Annotated in this window: 11 protein-coding genes and 1 tRNA gene; 8 read left to right on the top strand and 4 right to left on the bottom strand. The window is 71.0% G+C overall.

All coding sequences use genetic code 11. The annotated features are described in order from the left end of the window. Nucleotides 1-7: 7 nt before the first annotated feature. The 4 genes from metG to AB4079_RS19170 are packed head-to-tail and all read left to right on the top strand — an operon-like array spanning nt 8 to nt 4,419. Nucleotides 8-1,597 (top strand): methionine--tRNA ligase, encoded by a 1,590-nt coding sequence (gene metG / locus AB4079_RS19155; protein WP_441788925.1) that lies wholly within the window; start codon nt 8-10, stop codon nt 1,595-1,597. Continuing rightward, nucleotides 1,594-2,583, top strand: a complete 990-nt coding sequence (locus tag AB4079_RS19160) for a TatD family hydrolase (RefSeq protein ID WP_441788926.1) — start codon at nt 1,594-1,596, stop codon at nt 2,581-2,583. The genes metG and AB4079_RS19160 overlap by 4 nt, the downstream gene beginning before the upstream one ends. Beyond that, nucleotides 2,580-3,431: a 16S rRNA (adenine(1518)-N(6)/adenine(1519)-N(6))-dimethyltransferase RsmA gene (gene rsmA / locus AB4079_RS19165; RefSeq protein WP_441788927.1), complete on the top strand. Its 852-nt coding sequence runs from the start codon at nt 2,580-2,582 to the stop codon at nt 3,429-3,431. Before AB4079_RS19160 ends, rsmA begins: the two co-directional genes overlap by 4 nt. A gap of 52 nt (nt 3,432-3,483) precedes the next feature. Beyond that, on the top strand, nt 3,484-4,419 hold the full coding sequence (locus AB4079_RS19170) for a 4-(cytidine 5'-diphospho)-2-C-methyl-D-erythritol kinase (protein WP_441788928.1): 936 nt from the start codon (nt 3,484-3,486) through the stop codon (nt 4,417-4,419). Between the two features lie 355 nt (nt 4,420-4,774). On the opposite strand, the gene AB4079_RS19175 is transcribed toward AB4079_RS19170, so the two are convergent. Both AB4079_RS19175 and AB4079_RS19180 read right to left on the bottom strand, forming a co-directional pair. Continuing rightward, nucleotides 4,775-7,591 (bottom strand): LuxR C-terminal-related transcriptional regulator, encoded by a 2,817-nt coding sequence (locus AB4079_RS19175; protein ID WP_441788929.1) that lies wholly within the window; start codon nt 7,589-7,591, stop codon nt 4,775-4,777. Between the two features lie 125 nt (nt 7,592-7,716). Then, nucleotides 7,717-9,534, bottom strand: a complete 1,818-nt coding sequence (locus tag AB4079_RS19180; protein ID WP_441788930.1) for an ABC-F family ATP-binding cassette domain-containing protein — start codon at nt 9,532-9,534, stop codon at nt 7,717-7,719. A 228-nt stretch (nt 9,535-9,762) separates the two neighbouring features. Here AB4079_RS19180 and AB4079_RS19185 point away from each other — a divergent pair, with 228 nt between their 5' ends. Next, a complete protein-coding gene (locus AB4079_RS19185; protein WP_441788931.1) occupies nt 9,763-11,388 on the top strand; it encodes an acyl-CoA dehydrogenase family protein in 1,626 nt (541 codons plus the stop codon). A 168-nt stretch (nt 11,389-11,556) separates the two neighbouring features. Here the strand turns inward: AB4079_RS19185 and AB4079_RS19190 are convergent, their stop codons facing one another. Both AB4079_RS19190 and AB4079_RS19195 read right to left on the bottom strand, forming a co-directional pair. Further along, nucleotides 11,557-14,049: a CDP-glycerol glycerophosphotransferase family protein gene (locus tag AB4079_RS19190; protein WP_441788932.1), complete on the bottom strand. Its 2,493-nt coding sequence runs from the start codon at nt 14,047-14,049 to the stop codon at nt 11,557-11,559. Between the two features lie 85 nt (nt 14,050-14,134). Then, the gene (locus AB4079_RS19195) at nt 14,135-14,638 is read right to left on the bottom strand and encodes a MarR family winged helix-turn-helix transcriptional regulator (RefSeq protein ID WP_441788933.1); all 504 of its coding nucleotides are present in this window, start codon (nt 14,636-14,638) and stop codon (nt 14,135-14,137) included. 55 nt (nt 14,639-14,693) lie between these two features. Between AB4079_RS19195 and AB4079_RS19200 the strand changes: the two genes are divergently transcribed. The 3 genes from AB4079_RS19200 to AB4079_RS19210 all read left to right on the top strand — a co-directional run bounded on the left by AB4079_RS19200 (nt 14,694) and on the right by AB4079_RS19210 (nt 17,217). After that, nucleotides 14,694-14,765, top strand: a tRNA-Gln gene (locus AB4079_RS19200). 31 nt (nt 14,766-14,796) lie between these two features. Next, nucleotides 14,797-16,239: a bifunctional UDP-N-acetylglucosamine diphosphorylase/glucosamine-1-phosphate N-acetyltransferase GlmU gene (gene glmU, locus AB4079_RS19205; RefSeq protein WP_441788934.1), complete on the top strand. Its 1,443-nt coding sequence runs from the start codon at nt 14,797-14,799 to the stop codon at nt 16,237-16,239. Further along, entirely contained in the window at nt 16,240-17,217 is a 978-nt protein-coding gene (locus tag AB4079_RS19210) for a ribose-phosphate diphosphokinase (protein ID WP_441788935.1), read from the top strand. Nucleotides 17,218-17,228: the final 11 nt, after the last annotated feature.

The raw sequence follows: 17,228 nt of genomic DNA on the forward strand, positions 1-17,228 counted from the left end.
GGTCAGCATGTCCGATGGCTCTTCCTTCTACATCACCACGCCGATCTTCTACGTGAATGATGTCCCGCACATCGGGCACGCGTACACCGAGGTCGCTGCCGACGTCCTCGCCCGCTGGCACCGCCAGGCCGGCGACGACACCTGGCTGCTGACGGGCACCGACGAGCACGGTCAGAAGATCCTGCGCACGGCCACCGCCAACGGCACGACACCGAAGCAGTGGGCCGACAAGCTGGTGACCGACGAGTGGCTCCCTCTGCTCGAGACCATCGACATCTCGAACGACGACTTCATCCGCACCACGGACGAGCGGCACGAGGTCAACGTGCAGAAGTTCCTGCAGAAGCTGTACGACGACGGGTACATCTACGCCGGCGAGTACGAGGCGCTGTACTGCGTGGGCTGCGAGGAGTTCAAGCCGCAGAGCGAGATCGTCGACGGCACGGGCGAGTACGAGGGCCAGAAGGTCTGCGCCATCCACTCCAAGCCTCTGGAGCTTCTGCAGGAGAAGAACTACTTCTTCCGGATGAGCCAGTTCGCCGACCGCCTGCTCGCCCTCTACGAGGAGCGTCCGGACTTCGTGCAGCCCGAGTCGGCCCGCAACGAGGTCGTCAGCTTCGTGCGGCACGGCCTCTCCGACCTGTCGATCTCCCGGTCGAGCTTCGACTGGGGCATCAAGGTGCCGTGGGACGAGTCGCACGTCGTCTACGTGTGGTTCGACGCCCTCCTCAACTACATCACGGCGGTCGGCTACGGCCAGGACGACGAGGAGTTCGCCCGCCGCTGGCCGGCGAACCACCTGGTCGGCAAAGACATCCTGCGCTTCCACGCGGTCATCTGGCCGGCGATGCTGATGGCCGCAGGCCTCGAGGTGCCGAGGCGCGTGTTCGGGCACGGCTGGCTGCTCGTCGGCGGCGAGAAGATGTCCAAGTCCAAGCTGACCGGCATCGCGCCGACGCAGATCACCGACACCTTCGGCTCGGACGCGTTCCGCTACTACTTCATGCGCGCGATCAACTTCGGCCAGGACGGCTCGTTCAGCTGGGAAGACCTCGCTGCGCGCTACCAGGCAGAGCTCGCGAACGGTTTCGGGAACCTCGCATCCCGGGTCATCGCCATGGTGACGCGGTACTACGCGGGGATCGTGCCGCCTGCCGGCGAATACGAGGAGTCCGACCTGAGGGTGCAGGAGGTCGTGCGAACGGCGGCCGCCGATGCGGACGCGGCCATCTCGCGACTGGCGATCCACGACGCGCTGACCGCGATCTGGCGCATCGTCGACGAGCTGAACGGGTACATCACCGAGCAGGAGCCGTGGACGCTGGCAAAAGACGAGTCGCGTCGGGAGCGCCTCGGCACCGTCCTGTACACGGCCGCCGAGGGACTCCGTTCGCTCGCCGTGCTGCTCTCACCGGTCATCCCGGCGGCGACGACCACGCTCTGGGAGGCGCTCGGCGTCGAGGGCGAGCTCGGTGCGCTCGACGCTCAGCCGCTGCGCACCGCGGGTGACTGGGGACAGCTCCCCGCCGGAACCGAGGTCAACGGGCTGCAGGCGCTGTTCCCGCGGATCGATGCGGAGGCGGTCGCCGCGGTATGACGGACCCGTCGTTCGTCCGGCAGCGGCACGTCACCGACGGCCGCGACCTGGCCTACCCTCCTCTTCCCGAAGCCCTCGTGGTCCCCGTCTACGACAACCACACGCATCTCGAGATGGTCCCTGCTCGCACGGCCTCGACGCCGCTCCGCGACGCCGAGGAACCGGCGGGCGGGGGCCCAGACGGCGCGGAGCCGCTCGACTACCGCGAGCAGCTGGACCGCGCGTCCAGCGTGGGCGTCCGCGGCGTCGTCCAGGTCGGCAACGACGTCGAGACGTCCCGCTGGTCCGCGGAGACCGCGGCCATCGAGCCGCGCATGCTGGCGGCGGTGGCGCTGCATCCCAACGACGCCCCGGACTACGCGGAACGCGGCGAGCTGGACGACGCTCTCGCGGTGATCTCCGAGCTCGCCGGCCGGCCGCGCGTCCGCGCCGTCGGCGAGACCGGGCTCGACTTCTTCCGCACCGAGGAGGGGCCGCGCCGGGACGCCCAGTTCCGCTCGTTCGAGGCGCACATCGAGATCGCCAAGCAGAACGACATCGCACTGCAGATCCACGACCGCGACGCCCACGCAGACGTCGTGGCGACCCTGAAGCGTGTCGGCGCGCCCGAGCGGACCGTCTTCCACTGCTTCTCCGGCGACGTCGAGCTGGCCCGCGTCTGCGCCGACAACGGCTGGTACATGTCCTTCGCGGGCACCGTCACGTTCAAGAACGCGCCGAACCTCCGCGAGGCGCTGGCCGCGGCTCCACGTCACCTGATCATGGTCGAGACGGACGCTCCGTTCCTCACGCCGATGCCGTTCCGCGGCCGGCCGAACGCGCCCTACCTCATCCCGCACACGCTCCGGGCGATGGCCGAGGTGATCGGTACGGACGCGTCGACGCTCGCCGCGCAGATCAACTCCAACACCGAGCTGGTCTACGGCCGCTGGGACAGCGAGCCGGTCGGGCCGCCGCCGACCCGCCCGATCGGGATCATCGCGTGAGCGACCTGCGCCTGCTCGGCCCCGCCGAGATCCGCGACCTCGCCGAGCTGCTCGGTGTGACGCCGACCAAGAAGCTCGGCCAGAACTTCGTCATCGACGCGAACACCGTCCGGCGCATCGTCCGCATCGCCGAGGTGGAGTCGGGCGACCGCGTCGTCGAGATCGGCCCAGGGCTCGGTTCGCTGACGCTGGGCCTGCTCGAAGCGGGAGCGGAGGTCATCGCCGTCGAGATCGACGGGCGCCTGGCCGCACAGCTTCCGACCACCGTGGAGCAGATGGCGCCGGACGCGGCCGCTCGTCTGACCGTCGTGCACCGCGACGCCCTCGCCGTGAGCGAGCTTCCGGCCGACCCGGTGCGACTCGTCGCCAACCTGCCGTACAACATCTCGGTCCCGGTGCTGCTGCACTTCCTGGAACGCTTCCCCAGCCTCCGCTCGGGCGTGGTCATGGTGCAGGCGGAGGTGGGCCACCGGATCGCGGCCGGCCCCGGCTCCAAGGTCTACGGCGCCCCGAGCGTGAAGGCCGCCTGGTACGGAGCCTGGCGGACGGCGGGTTCGGTCAGCCGGCAGGTCTTCTGGCCGGTGCCGAACGTCGACTCCGTCCTCATCGGTTTCGAACGGCACGCCGAGCAGCCCGGCGACGAGTCGCTACGCTTGCGGACCTTCGCGCTCGTCGATGCGGCCTTCCAGCAGCGCAGGAAGACCCTCCGGCAGGCCCTCGCACCCGTCTTCGGCGACCCCACCTCCGCTGCGACCGCGCTGGAAGCCGCCGGCCTCGCGCCGAGCCTGCGCGGAGAGCAGCTGTCGCTCACCGACTTCGTCCGGCTCGCGTCCGTTCCGGTCGCGTAACGCGTCCAGCCGACGCACAGCGGCGGGCCCGCGGGGTGTGTAGGTTGGAAGCATGGTGGACGGGTGGGACGTTGACAGCGTGCACGTTCGCGCACCCGGCAAGATCAACGTCTTCATGCGCGTCGGCGCGGTCATGGAGGACGGCTACCACGATGTGGCGACCGCCTACCAGGCTCTCTCGCTCTACGAGGATGTCCGCGCGTTTCCCGCCGACGAGTTCTCGCTGACGTTCGGCGGCAGCATCGACACCAGCAACCTGCCGCTCGACGACGCCAACCTGGCGATCAAGGCCGCTCGGCTGCTCGCCAAGCGCACCGGCTACACCGGCGGCGTCCGGCTGGAGATCGACAAGCACGTGCCGGTGGCGGGCGGGATGGGCGGTGGCTCGGCCGACGCAGCCGCCACCCTCGTCGCCTGCGACGCTCTCTGGGGCACCGACGTCGGCCGCGAGGAGCTGCTGGCACTGGCTGCCCGGCTCGGCGCGGACGTGCCGTTCGCACTGGTCGGCGGCACCGCGATCGGCACGGGCCGCGGCGACCGCCTGAGCCCGGCACTCGCCACGGGTCAATTCCACTGGGTGCTGGCGCTCCCGGAGGGGGAGCTGAGCACCCCCGATGTCTACAGCGAGCTGGACCGCCACCGCGAGCGGCACGCCCGTGACATCGCGCCGGCGCAGCTGACCCCCACGGTCGACTCGGCTGTGCTGCAGGCGTTGCGCGCGGGCGACGCGGCCATGCTCGCCGAGGCGCTCACGAACGACCTGCAGGCCCCGGCCATCCACCTCGTCCCCGAGATCGCCGACGTGATCGAACTGGGCGAGATGAACGGCGCGCTGGCCGGAATCGTGTCCGGTTCGGGGCCGACGGTCGCGTTCCTCACCTCGGACCTCGACTCGGCGCTCGACCTCCAGATCGCGCTGAGCGCGTCGCGGGTGCGGGCGGTCCGGGCGACCGGCCCGGTGCACGGGGCCCGCATCGTCGGCGACTGACCGACGCCTCCTCCCGACGGCCCGGCGCCGCGGTGGTCGGCGCCTTCCGTCGGAGAAAGGGCGCCGGATCTCCGACGCGCCGCGGCCGGTCGGAGGATCGGGGTCGTGCGCTCGCGAATCTCCGACGGAACCCGCTAGATCTCCGACGGAACGCCCGATCTCCGACGGAACGACGTGCTGGTGGGGTCGGCGCGCTGCGTCGGAGAAAAAGGGTGCCGGATCTCCGACGCGCCGCGGTTGGTCGGAGAATTGCGGTGATCCACACGCGAATCTCCGACGGAACCCGCGGGATCTCCGACGGAACGACGCCCCAGTGGACGTACGCGGCCAGCGTCGACCCCGGGCGGTCAGACCGTCAGGATTTGACGGGTCGCCTCCGCGACAGCGCCCGCAGGTCGCGGCGTGACCGCAGGCCGAGCTTCGACAGGATGTTACGCACGTGGAAGTTCACGGTCGTCACGGACACATAGAGACGCTCCGCGATCTCCTTGTTCGTCATCCCCGCCGCCAAGGCGTGCGCGACCTGACGCTCGCGTGTGGTGAGGGTGGCCAGCGGGTCGGCGGTGGACGGCGCGACGGTCGCCTCGTCGAGCAAGCGGACGCAGCGGGCCAGGTAGCCCGAGGCGCCCAGCCGACGGAAGGTCGCCGCAGCGTCCTCCAGCAGTTCACGGCCGCGTGCGGCCTCACCGGCGGCGATCGCCGACCGGCCGGCGTCGAACGCGGCCACGGCCTGCGGGAACGGGAACCGCTCGCCGCCGGGCTCGTCGACGGCCGCCTGGTAGGCGGTGAGCGCCTCCGCGGCGCGTCCCTCCGACTCCAGCACGCGCCCCTCCAGCCAGGGCAGGGAGCCGTAGTAGGGGCGCCACAGGCCGGGTGCTGCACAGCGCTCGTACGCCGCACGCGCTTCGTCGCTCCGGCCGAGAGCCGCCAGCGCATCCACCCGGTAGGTCAGCCAGCCGAGGGTGGATCCGCGGGAGGCGGCCGCCTCGGCCTGCGACGTCGCGGCCAGCTGCTCCTCGAGCCGGCCCAGTGCGCGGGCGAGCTCGGCCTGCGCCAGGTACGGCAGGTCGCCGTCGTATGAGCCGGTGATCCGCGGGTCCGCCTGGGCGGCCGCGCGGAGCCGCTCCTCGACCGCCTCCGTCTCGCCGCGTCCCGCGCGCACCAGCGCCGACGTCCACAGCGCGATCGGCCAGCACGACAGGTCCGTCTCGTCGAGCGCGAGAGCGACCGCTGTGTCGGCGAGGGTGACCGACTCCTCCCACTCGCCGGTGAGGAACAGGATGTGGGCGTACATCGTCCGCGCGAAGCCGGCCGTCCAGCTCGTCGGGAAGCGTCGTGTGAGCTCACTGGCGCGGGCGAGGTCTGCTCGCGCGCGCCCGATGTGGCCGCCCATGATGAACACCCGCGAACGGCTGACCAGAGCGTCCACCGCGGCCGGCGACTCGTGGCCGACGACCAGTTCGTCGAGCTCAGCGGTCAGCGGCCCGAACAGGTCCTCCCGCCGGGAGTGCGCGGCGGAGTTGATGGCCCAACCGAGCAGCCGGGTCAGGTCGTCCTGGGGAGCGGCGAGCCAGCGCAGGGCCGGATCGGCGACCTCCGACGGGTCCGGGCTCTGCGCGATGTGCCGCCGCGCGGCGTCCAGGTGATCGAGGACGCCCGGGAAGTCCCCTGTGGCCATCAGCACCTTGGCGAGCGCCTCCGCCGCATGCGCACGGAGCGCGCGCTCGTCGGGGGTCGACGCCGGTCGCTCCTCGAACGCCAGCGCCAGCGCCAGCGCGCCGGGGAGGTCACGGGACAGCGTCCGCAGTTCCAGCAGAACGGCGTCGCGGGTGGGGGAGGGCGGCAGCGCCTCGAAGGCGGGACGGAGTTCGAGGATGCGCTCGTGCATCCGGAACCGCATCGCGATCAGGCCCAGCTCCAGCAGCGCGCGTTCGGCCTCCGGTCCGGCGGCGAGGCTGACCGCAGAGCGCGCGTAGCTGAGCGCCTGCTCCGGCTGCCCGAGGTCGGAGACGGTCAGGGCGGCGGCGAGCAGCTCGGCGACCAGGGTCGGGTCGGCCTCATGGGCGCCCTCCACCCGGTGCCGCAGCGCCCGGTGGCCGGAGAGCACCTCGGCGGCGACCCGGTGGATGGCCACCCGGCGATCCAGCGGGACGTCGGCGGCGAGCGTGTCCGCGAGGATGGCGTGCGCCGGCTCCACCCGCACCAGGCCGTCGAGGGTCTCGGCGAGCACCAGGCCGCGCGCGACGGCGCCGTGCACGTCGACGTCGGCCCCGAGGCGCGTGGCGATGGTGCCGACGACGGGCACTGGCAGCGGGTCGCGGAGGACGGCCACCAGCTCAGCGGCCGTTCGCACGGAGGGGTCGGCGCCCTCCAGCGAGGCCGAGATCGCGGTTGCGGGCGGCATGATCGCTGTGGCCGGGAGGTCCCAGCCGGCGGGATGCAGCGCCTGCGCGAACGTCTCCCGGAGCCGACCGAGCAGCACGCTGAGCAGCAGCGGCGACCCCTGCGTCGCCTCGGTGAGGCGGGTCGCGGTGCGCCGGGAGACCGGGTGGCCGAGGATGTGGTGGGCCAGCTCCTGGGTGTCGCCGACGGTCAACGGAGTCAGCTCGACCCGGGCGTGGTTCGTCGTGCTGGAGGCGATGTCGTCGAACAGGGCGACGACCGGGTTGTGCTGCGGCCGCGTCGCCGCGACGAACAGGAAGCCCTGGTCGGTGAGCCGCCGGATGATGAACCGCAGCGCGCGGGCGGACGGTTCGTCCACCCACTGCGCGTCGTCGACGATCAGGCACACCGGCCCCTCGATCGCGTCGATGGCGTCGAGCAGCAGACGTCCGACGGTGAGCGGATCGTCGCCGGGGGCGGGCGGACGGATCGCGCGGGGGGCCGCGCCGCGGCGGACGTTCAGCCCGTTCAGGCCGCGCACCAGGGTCTCGACGGTGGCGTAGGCGAGATCGGACTCGAAGGAGTCGGCGTGGACGCGGAGCACCGTCCACCCCTCGAGCCGGTCGGAGACGTCCGCCAGCAGCGCGGTCTTGCCGAGGCCGGCCTCGCCGGTGACCAGGACGGCGCCGCCGCGCTCGCGGGCCCGGTGGGCGACCAGGAGCGTCGTCTCACGGGCGCGGTCCCGCCCGAACAGGGGCCGCTCATCCGCTGCCCGCGTCTCGTCAGTCACGTGCCGCTCCTGTCCCCATCGGCCGTGTCAGGTCGGGTGCGCGACCGATCCTCAGGATCATCGCACAGGGAGGGCGCGCTTTCGTTCCCCAGTCCGGGGGTGCGGCGTGCGCGGAGGCGCTCCGCTCAGCCCTCCAGCTGCTCGGAGAGCTCCAGCCAGCGCGTCTCCAGGTCGGCGATCTCGCCCTCCAGCGCGCGGAGCTCGTCGGTGAGCCGGCCGAGTCCGACGTAATCGCTCTGGTCGAAGCGGGCCAGCTCCTCGTGCTTCGCCGCGACCTGGTCGGTCACCTTGGCGAGCCGACGGTCGAGGGCGGTGAGCTCCTTCTCGGCGGTGCGGAGCGCGGCGCCCGAGAGGGCCGGGGCCGAGGTGGTGGCCGCACCCGCCGCACCCGCCGCGCTTGCCGCCGTCGCCGCCGCGCCCGCGGTCGTCGTCTCCGCGGTCTGCGCCCGCCGCAGCCGCAGGTACTCGTCCACGCCGCCGGGCAGGTGACGCAGCCGCCCGTCGAGCACGGCGTACTGCTGGTCGGTGACGCGCTCCAGCAGGTACCGGTCGTGCGAGACGACCAGAAGGGTCCCTGGCCAGGAGTCGAGCAGGTCCTCCATGGCGGCCAGCATGTCGGTGTCGAGGTCGTTGGTCGGCTCGTCCAGGATGAGCACATTGGGCTCGTCGAGCAGGATCAGCAGCAGCTGCAGGCGCCGCTTCTGGCCGCCTGACAGGTCCTTCACCGGGGTGGCGAGGTGCGCGTTCGTGAAGCCCAGCCGCTCCAGCATCTGGCCGGGGCTGACCTCCTTGCCGCCGGCCAGGTAGGTCGTACGCTTGCCGGCGACGACCGCGCTGACCCGCTCCTCCTGAACGTCGTCGAGCTCGGCGAGCTGCTGGGTGAGGGTCGCGATCTTGACGGTCTTACCGCGCTTCACCCGACCGGAATCCGGCGTGACGGTGCCGGCGACCAGCCCGAGCAGCGTGGACTTCCCGGCGCCGTTGACCCCGAGGATGCCCGTGCGCTCGCCCGGGGCGATGCGCCACTCCACGTCGCGCAGCACCGTCTTCGGAGGGTACGACACCGACACATCCAGCAGGTCGACGACATCCTTGCCGAGCCGCGCGGTCGCCAGGCTGGTCAGCGCGACGGTATCGCGGAGGGGCGGTTCGTCGGCGATCAGCTCGGCCGCCGCATCCATCCGGAACTTCGGCTTCGAGGTCCGGGCCGGAGCGCCGCGGCGCAGCCAGGCCAGCTCCTTGCGCATCAGGTTCTGCCGCTTCGTCTCGGCGACCGCGGACATGCGGTCGCGCTCCACACGCTGCAGCACGTACGCGGCGTAGCCGCCCTCGAAGGGCTCGACGATGCCGTCGTGCACCTCCCACGTCGCCGTCGACACCTCGTCCAGGAACCAGCGGTCGTGGGTCACCACGACGAGCGCACCGGAGGTGGCCGACCACCGGCCCTTCAGGTGCTGCGCGAGCCAGGCGACACCCTCCAGGTCGAGGTGGTTTGTGGGCTCGTCGAGGAAGAGGATGTCGTGGTCGTGCACGAGCAGCGCGGCCAGGGCGACGCGGCGGCGCTGACCGCCGGACAGCTCGCCGATGGTGGCATCCCAGCGGATGTCCGCAACGAGACCCGCCAGCACGTCGCGGACACGTGGGTCGCCGGCCCACAGGTGCTCCTCGCGGTCGCCCACGATGGCCCGGCCCACGGTCAGCTGGTCGGGCAGGATGTCGCGCTGGTCCAGCATCCCGACCGTCACCCCTCGACGCCGGGTGACGCGTCCCGAATCCGGCTCCAGCGTCCCGCCGAGCAGCTGCAGCAGGGTCGACTTCCCGTCGCCGTTGCGGCCGACGACGCCGATCCGGTCGCCCTCCGTCAGCCCGATGGTGACGGAGTCGAAGACGGTGCGCGTCGGGTACTCGAGATGCAGCGATTCCGCGCCGAGAAGGTGAGCCATGAGGGTCTCCAGCCTACCGGGACCGCCGGCACGCGTTCGCGCGCCCATCCGCCGGCTTCGGTCGGAGACTCGGGTGCCCTGAGCCGCAATTCTCCGACCGGCCGCGGTGTGCAGGAGATTCAGACCCGTTTCTCCGACGTTACGCGTCGTCCTACTCCGAGGATGCGGACCCGGGACGCTGACTTTCGCGAAGGGATCCTCCACCCGCGCCGGCAGTAGACTCCCGCCATGGTCACCCACGCCGTCGTGAACCAGCCCCCGCCGCGCGTCGACGTCGACGAGTTCGCCGCGAATCCGCCGCTGCGGGAGGGCGTCGAACGGTACGACGCGGGGTGGGCCACGGGGTCGCTCGGGCAGGTCGGCCGACTGGTGGGGTCGGCGTCGTTCCAGCGGGATGCGGAACTCGCCAACCTGCATGAGCCGCAGCTGCACGCCTTCGACCGCTGGGGCAACCGCATCGATGAGGTCGAGTACGACGACGGCTACCACCGCATCCTCGCCGCCGCGGTCGCCGCCGGAGCGCACACCGCCGCCTGGGCGGAACCGCGCGCTGGTGCCAACGTCGCGCGCGCCGCGGCCTTCATGCTGTTCGCGCAGGTGGAGCCCGGCCACGCGTGCCCGGTGTCGATGACGCACGCCGCCGTGCCCGCACTCGCCGCCTCCGAATCCCTCGCCGCCGAGTGGATGCCGCGCCTCCTCAGCCGCGACTACGACGGACGGCTCGCAGCGGGCAAGACATCGGCGCTGTTCGGGATGGCGATGACCGAGAAGCAGGGCGGGTCGGATGTGCGCGCCAACACGACCCGCGCGCTCGCCGACGGCGACGGCCGCTGGCTGATCACCGGACACAAGTGGTTCTGCTCAGCGCCGATGTCGGACGCGTTCCTCGTCCTCGCGCAGACCGCGGTCGGGCTGTCGTGCTTCCTGGTGCCGCGGGTGCTGGACGACGGCGAACGCAACGTGTTCCTCATCCAGCGGCTGAAGGACAAACTCGGCAACCGCTCGAACGCCTCCAGTGAGGTGGAGTTCGACGGCACGGTCGGCTACCTGCTGGGCGAGGAGGGGCGGGGCGTGCGCACCATCCTCGAGATGGTCAACCGCACCCGACTCGACTGCGTGTACGGAAGCGCGGCGGGGATGCGGCAGGCGGTCGCGGAGGCCGGCTGGCACGCCCGGCACCGGTCCGCGTTCGGCGCCCGGCTGGTCGACCAGCCCGCCATGGCGGCGGTGCTCGCCGACCTGTCGCTGGAGTCGGAGGCGGCGACCACGGTCGCCCTCCGGCTGGCCCGCGCCCACGACGCCGACGCGTCAGCGGAGGATGCCGCCTTCCGCCGGCTGGCGACGGCGGTGACCAAGTACTGGGTCTGCAAGCGCGGGCCGGGCCACGCATACGAGGCGCTCGAGTGCCTCGGTGGCAACGGCTACACGGAGGCCTTCCCGCTGGCCCGGCGGTATCGCGAGCAGCCGGTGATGGCCATCTGGGAGGGCTCCGGGAACGTGATCGCTTTGGATGTGCTGCGCGCGCTCCGGCGAGAGCCCGACCCCTGGCAGGCGTTCGACGCCGAGCTGGCCGCGGCGCGGGGTGTGTACCGCACCTTCGATGCGCACCACGACCGCCTGCGGGCGCGGGTCTCAGCGGTCGTGGCGTCCGCGGACGCCGCGGCGGCCGAGTCGTCGGTCCGCCCGCTGGTGGCATCCCTCGCCGTCGCCCTCCAGGCGTCCCTGCTCATCCGCGACGCTCCGGCTCCCGTCGCCGACGCCTTCGTCGCCGCCCGTCTCGGCCCAGAGCGCGGCTCCCTCTTCGGCGAGCTGCCCCCCGGCCTAGACCTCCCCACTCTCCTCACCCGCCTCTAACCCCCCGCCCCCGCCCCACCGTCGAGTACACACTTTGTGCACGCGACGCGCCGTGCGAGCGTGCACAAAGTGTGGACTCGACGGTGGGGCGCGGGCGCGCGGAGGCGGAGGGCGCGCGGAGGCGGAGGGCGCGCGGAGACGCAGGGCGCGGGGAAGCAGGAGAGGGGGTCAGGCGCCGATGGCGCGGTAGAACTCGGAGACGGCCTTGCGGTTGTAGGCGGTGTAGTCGAAGTGGCTGTCGGGGACGTCGCCGCGGAGGTACGCCCGCATGCCGTCGGCCACGCCCTCGACGCTCTGCGGCACGACCATGCCGCTGCCGGCGGGCAGGGCGTTCTTGGCGGACGCGAACTCCACCGTGACGATCGACAGCTGCAGCACCAGCGCCTCCAGGAGCACCATCGGCTGGCCCTCGTAGTCGCTGGACAGCACGAAGCAGTCGGCCTTCGCCATGATCGCGTGCGGGTTGCGCTGCATCCCGGTCAGGAAGACGGAGCCCTGCAGGCGCAGCTCGCCGACCAGCGCCTCCAGCTCCCCGGCGAGGGGACCCGACCCGACGATCACCAGGCGGGTCCGAGGGTTCTCGGCGTGCACGGCGGCGAACGCGCGGATGAGGCGCGCCTGGTTCTTCTCCGGCGACAGGCGGCCGACGTTGACGAAGGTGGTCACGTCGTCGTCCTCGCCGAGCAGGAGCTCCGCCCAGTCGGGGATGCTGCCGACCTCCTCGTCGAAGGTCAGCTCGTGCAGGTCGGCCGTGGCGTTCTCCAGGATGTGCTCGGCGTCGACGGTGTTGAGCGCCGAGACGAACTTCTCCGGCTCCGCGTACTCCGCGAGCGACTCCCGGTTGATCTCCGACAGGGTCGGCGAGACGGACACCAGGTGGTCGTACTGCCGGTACAGCGTGAAGATCTGGGTGAGGCTGTGCAGCATCCGCTTCTCGCCGTTCACTTCCCTGTGCGCGTCCGACGCCAGGTCGTTGTGCAGCCAGATCGCGCGCTGAGCGTCGGGGGAGTGCAGCAGGAGGGTCGCCCAGAACGGACCGTAGCCGGAGAAGTCGACCACATAGTCGAACCGGCTGTCGCCGAAGCAGCGGTACCACTCGTCATCCCACAGCCTGTTCCGGTTCGGGATGTCGGCGTGCTGTGCGATGCGCCCGCGACGGAAGTCGAGGTGGCGGGCCAGGTGCAGCAGCTTCGCGCCGTTCATGCCGCCGACCCGGGGGAACTGGCGGACGTCGGGATGGATCTGCCGCTGCTTCCCGATGATCACCCCCGACCGGCTCTGGGCGAAGAACGCGGAGACGTCGTAGCGCTCGTGGTCGAGGTTGTTGAGCAGGTTGAGGGCCGATGTAGTGATGCCGTTGGGTCGCATCCCGCCCAGGTACAGGAGGATCTTCTGGCGACCGTCGTCGGCGAGGCCGGTGCGCAGCCGATAGCCGTCGCGCGCACCGCGGAAGACGATGTCGATCACGCGCTGGGAGACTTCGCCGTCCTCATAGGGCGTGAAGCGGCGCTGCATGTCGGCGTACCGTTCGCGCGCCTCTGGGGGCACCGCGTCGCCGTCCTCGGCGATCGCGTGGAGCTGGTCGCCCACTTCGCGTGCCGACATCAGCACCGGGCCGGGCCACTCCTCCGGCTCGAAGTAGAGCCCTCGGGTACCGGCGTAGTCGGCGAGGTCGGGGGTGAAGAACACGATCGGCCGGCCGGTCTGCAGGAAGTCGAAGAAGATGCTCGAGTAGTCGGAGATCAGGATGTCGGTCGCGCCGAGCACCAGGTTGGTCGGGATCTCGTTGGGCACGAGCATCCGTTTCAGTTCCGGATGGTGCGCCGCGAGGGCGTGCACGGTCTGGTGCGTCTTCAGCAGCACGGCGTAGCGGCTGGTGTCGATGCGCTCCTCGATCTGGGCGATGTGCGCGAGCAGCGCATCCAGGTCGTCCTCCGGGCGCCCGAAGGTCTCACCCTTCCAGGTCGGCGCGTACAGGATCACCTTCCGGTCGCCGAGAGGGATGCCCGCGGCGGCCAGGCGGCGGCGAACGTCCTCGCGTCCGCCCTCGTCGAGGAACTGCCGGTCGATGCGCGGGTAGCCCTCCTCGACCAGCGTTCCCCGGTAGACACCGGACAGCTTGTAGCCGGTCTCGTACATCTGCTGCGACATGAACGGGTTCGCCGAGAGCAGGTAGTCCGCCTGGACGAAGTTGCGGAGGATGTTGGCCGTCGCCAGCGCGCCGTCTTCGATGTCGTAGCCCATCCGCTTCAGCGGGGTGCCGTGCCAGGTGTTGAGGTACACCTGGCCGGGACGCTTCGAGAAGTCGGGCGGGAAGGTCGCGTTGTTGACGAGGTACTGACTGGTCGCCAGCGCCCGGTAGTACGCGGCCGAGCCGAAGCGGACGAAGCTCACCCGCGGGTCGTCGGCGAACTCCTCGACCGCGGCGCGGTACAGCCGGAGGTCGGAGAGCGCCCAGATGTGGGTGAGCTGCCCGAGGTCGGGGGCGGCGAGCAGGGCGCGGAAGATCGCCTCCGGGTTGTCGAGCATCCCGTTGCCCGAGAAGGACTCGTAGAGCACCGACCCCCGCACGATCGGCTGACGGCGCCAGTGCGCGTGGATCTCGAAGCGCGCGGCACGCTTGACCCGGGACGGGAGTCGCTTCAGTCGGGAGAGTCTCATCGCCGTCGATTTTATGAGAGCGGCATAACAGACACCTGGGAGCGGGGTATGGGCGCGCCCAGCGCCCGCCTCGGCGGCACGACCGTCACCCCTCGGCGTCGAAGCCGAGGCTCAGTTTCCGGAGCAGCCCGGCCAATCGCTCAGCGTCCGCCGTCGAGAGACCGTCGAGCAGGTCGGCTTCCGCATCCACCAGCCGGGTGATCGCCGCATCCACCCGGGTGAGCCCCTGCGCGGTCATCTGGACCAGGATGCCGCGGCCGTCGTTCGGGTCGGTGCGGCGCTCGACCAGGCCCCGCGCGACCAGCCGGTCGATGCGGTTCGTCATCGTGCCGGAGGAGACGAGCGTCTGCTGCAGGAGGGACTTCGGGCTCAGCTGGTACGGCGCGCCGGCGCGACGCAGGGCGGCCAGCACGTCGAACTCCCAGGAGTCGAGATCGGAGCGTTCGAAGGCACCACGGCGGGCGCGGTCGAGGTGCCGGGAGAGACGGTCCACCCGCGAGAGCACCTGGAGCGGCGCGAAGTCGAGGTCCGGTCGTTCGCGCAGCCAGGCGCCCACGATGCGGTCCACCTCGTCGCGTGCGTCGGCCATGCCCCCATGCTATTGGGCCGCGTCTGGCAGACTGTCACCTGCGCGATTCGCGCATTCCGCCTTGGTGTAATGGCAGCACGACAGCCTTTGGAGCTGTTAGGTCCAGGTTCGAGTCCTGGAGGCGGAGCGAAACCATCAGCCCCAGCCCTGGAGTGGACATGACCGACCAGAATCTCGCCATCGTCGTCCTCGCGGCGGGGCAGGGGACGCGGATGAAGTCCGCCATCCCCAAGCTGCTGCACCCGCTGGGCGGCATCCCGATCGTCTCGCACGTGCTGGCGACCGCGCACGAGCTGGGCGCCGCACACGTGATCGCGGTCGTGCGTCACGAGCGCGACCGCCTCGCGGAGGTCATCGGCGCCGACATGCCGGAGGCGGTGATCGTCGACCAGGACGAGGTGCCCGGAACCGGACGCGCGGTCGAGCAGGCCGTTGCGGCCCTCCCGGACGACTTCAGCGGGGACGTCCTCGTCGTCAACGGTGACGTGCCGCTCCTCGACGCGGGGACGCTCCGCGACCTGATCGAGCGGCACCGTTCCGGCGAGGCCGCAGCGACCATCCTCTCCAGCTTCCCGGCCGACCCCACCGGCTACGGGCGCATCGTCCGCACGCCGGAGGGGCACCTCGACCGCATCGTGGAGCACAAGGACGCGACTCCGGAGGAGCGCGAGCTCGGCGAGATCAACGCCGGCATCTACCTGTTCGGGCTGGCCGCGCTGCGCGACAAGCTCGCGCTCGTCTCCACCGACAACGTCCAGGGCGAGAAGTACCTGACGGATGTGATCGGGCTGCTGCGCGAGGCGGGCTTCGACGTGGATGCGCTCCCCGTGGCCGAGTCCTGGCTGGTCGAGGGGATCAACGACCGCGCCCAGCTCAGCGATGCGGCGGCCAAGCTCAACGCGCTGATCGTCCGCACCTGGCAGCTGGCCGGTGTGACGGTGCAGGATCCGGCGACGACCTGGATCGACGTGAAGACCAAGCTCGCACCCGACGTCACCATCCTTCCCGGCACCCAGCTCCGCGGCGCGACCCTGGTCGAGACCGGGGCGACCATCGGACCGGACACCACGCTCCTCGACACAGAGGTGGGGGAGGGTGCGAAAGTGACGCGCACAGACGCCACCCTCGCGGTCATCGGCGCGGGCGCGACGGTCGGGCCGTTCGCCTACCTCCGCCCGGGGACGGTGCTGGGGGAGCAGGGCAAGATCGGCACCTTCACCGAGACGAAGAACGCGATCATCGGAGCCGGCACCAAGCTGGCGCACTTCAACTACGTCGGCGACGCAGAGGTCGGCGAGAAGGGCAACCTGGGCGCCGGTGTGATCACCGCCAACTACGACGGCGTGAACAAGCACCGCACGGTCATCGGTTCCCACGTCCGGATCAGCACGAACACCGTGCTCGTCGCGCCGGTTAGGATGGGTGACGGAGCGTACACCGGGGCAGGAACGGTCGTCCGCAAGGATGTTCCCGCGGGAGCCCTCGCGCTGACGGTCGCCCCGCAACGCAACATCGAAGGCTGGGTCGCGCAGAAGCGGCCGGGTACAGACGCCGACAGGGCCGCCCGCGAGAGCGACGCTGCTCCGGAGAGTGGAGAGTAAGTGTCAGGGATCACCACGACCGGCCAGAAGCGGCTCGTCCTCATCTCCGGTCGGGCGCATCCCCAGCTCGCGCAGGAGATCGCGGAGTGTCTCGGGAGCGAGCTCATCCCCACCGACTCTCGCACCTTCGCGAACGGTGAAATCTATGCGCGCTTCGACGAGAGCGTCCGCGGTTGTGACGCGTTCGTGATCCAGTCGCACACGTCGCCGATCAACGAGTGGCTCATGGAGCAGCTGATCATGGTGGATGCGCTCAAGCGCGCGTCCGCCAAGCGCATCACCGTGGTCGCTCCCTTCTACCCGTACGCCCGGCAGGACAAGAAGGGCCGCGGCCGCGAGCCGATCTCGGCCCGGCTCGTCGCCGACCTGTTCAAGGCGGCCGGAGCCGACCGCATCATGTCGGTCGACCTGCACGCCGCGCAGATCCAGGGATTCTTCGACGGCCCGGTCGACCACCTGTTCGCGATGCCCGTACTCCTGGAGCACATGAAGCGCGAGCTCGACCCGGCGACGCTCACCGTCGTCTCGCCCGACATGGGCCGTGTCCGTGTCGCAGACATCTGGAGCGACAAGCTGGGTGCGCCGCTGGCGATCATCCACAAGCGTCGCGACCCGCTCGTCCCGAACCAGGTCTCGGTGCACGAGATCGTCGGCGACGTCGACGGGCGCGTCTGCCTCCTGGTGGACGACCTGATCGACACCGGTCGCACCATCGTGAAGGCGGCAGAGGCGCTGAAAGCGGCGGGCGCCACCGGCGTCGTCGTCGCGGCGACGCACGCCGTGTTCAGCGACCCGGCGGTGGAGCTGCTGCAGAGCGACGCCATCTCGTCCGTCGTCGTGACGGACACCCTGCCGCTTCCGGAGCACAAGCGCTGGGAGGGCCTGACGGTCCTGCCGATCGCGCCGCTGCTGGCGAGTGCGATCCGCGAGGTGTTCACCGATGGTTCGGTGACGTCGATGTTCGACGGGGCGGCGTAGCTTCCACGGTC

This window comes from Leifsonia sp. 2MCAF36, from assembly GCF_052115525.1.
In the GTDB taxonomy this organism is placed as follows: domain Bacteria; phylum Actinomycetota; class Actinomycetes; order Actinomycetales; family Microbacteriaceae; genus Leifsonia.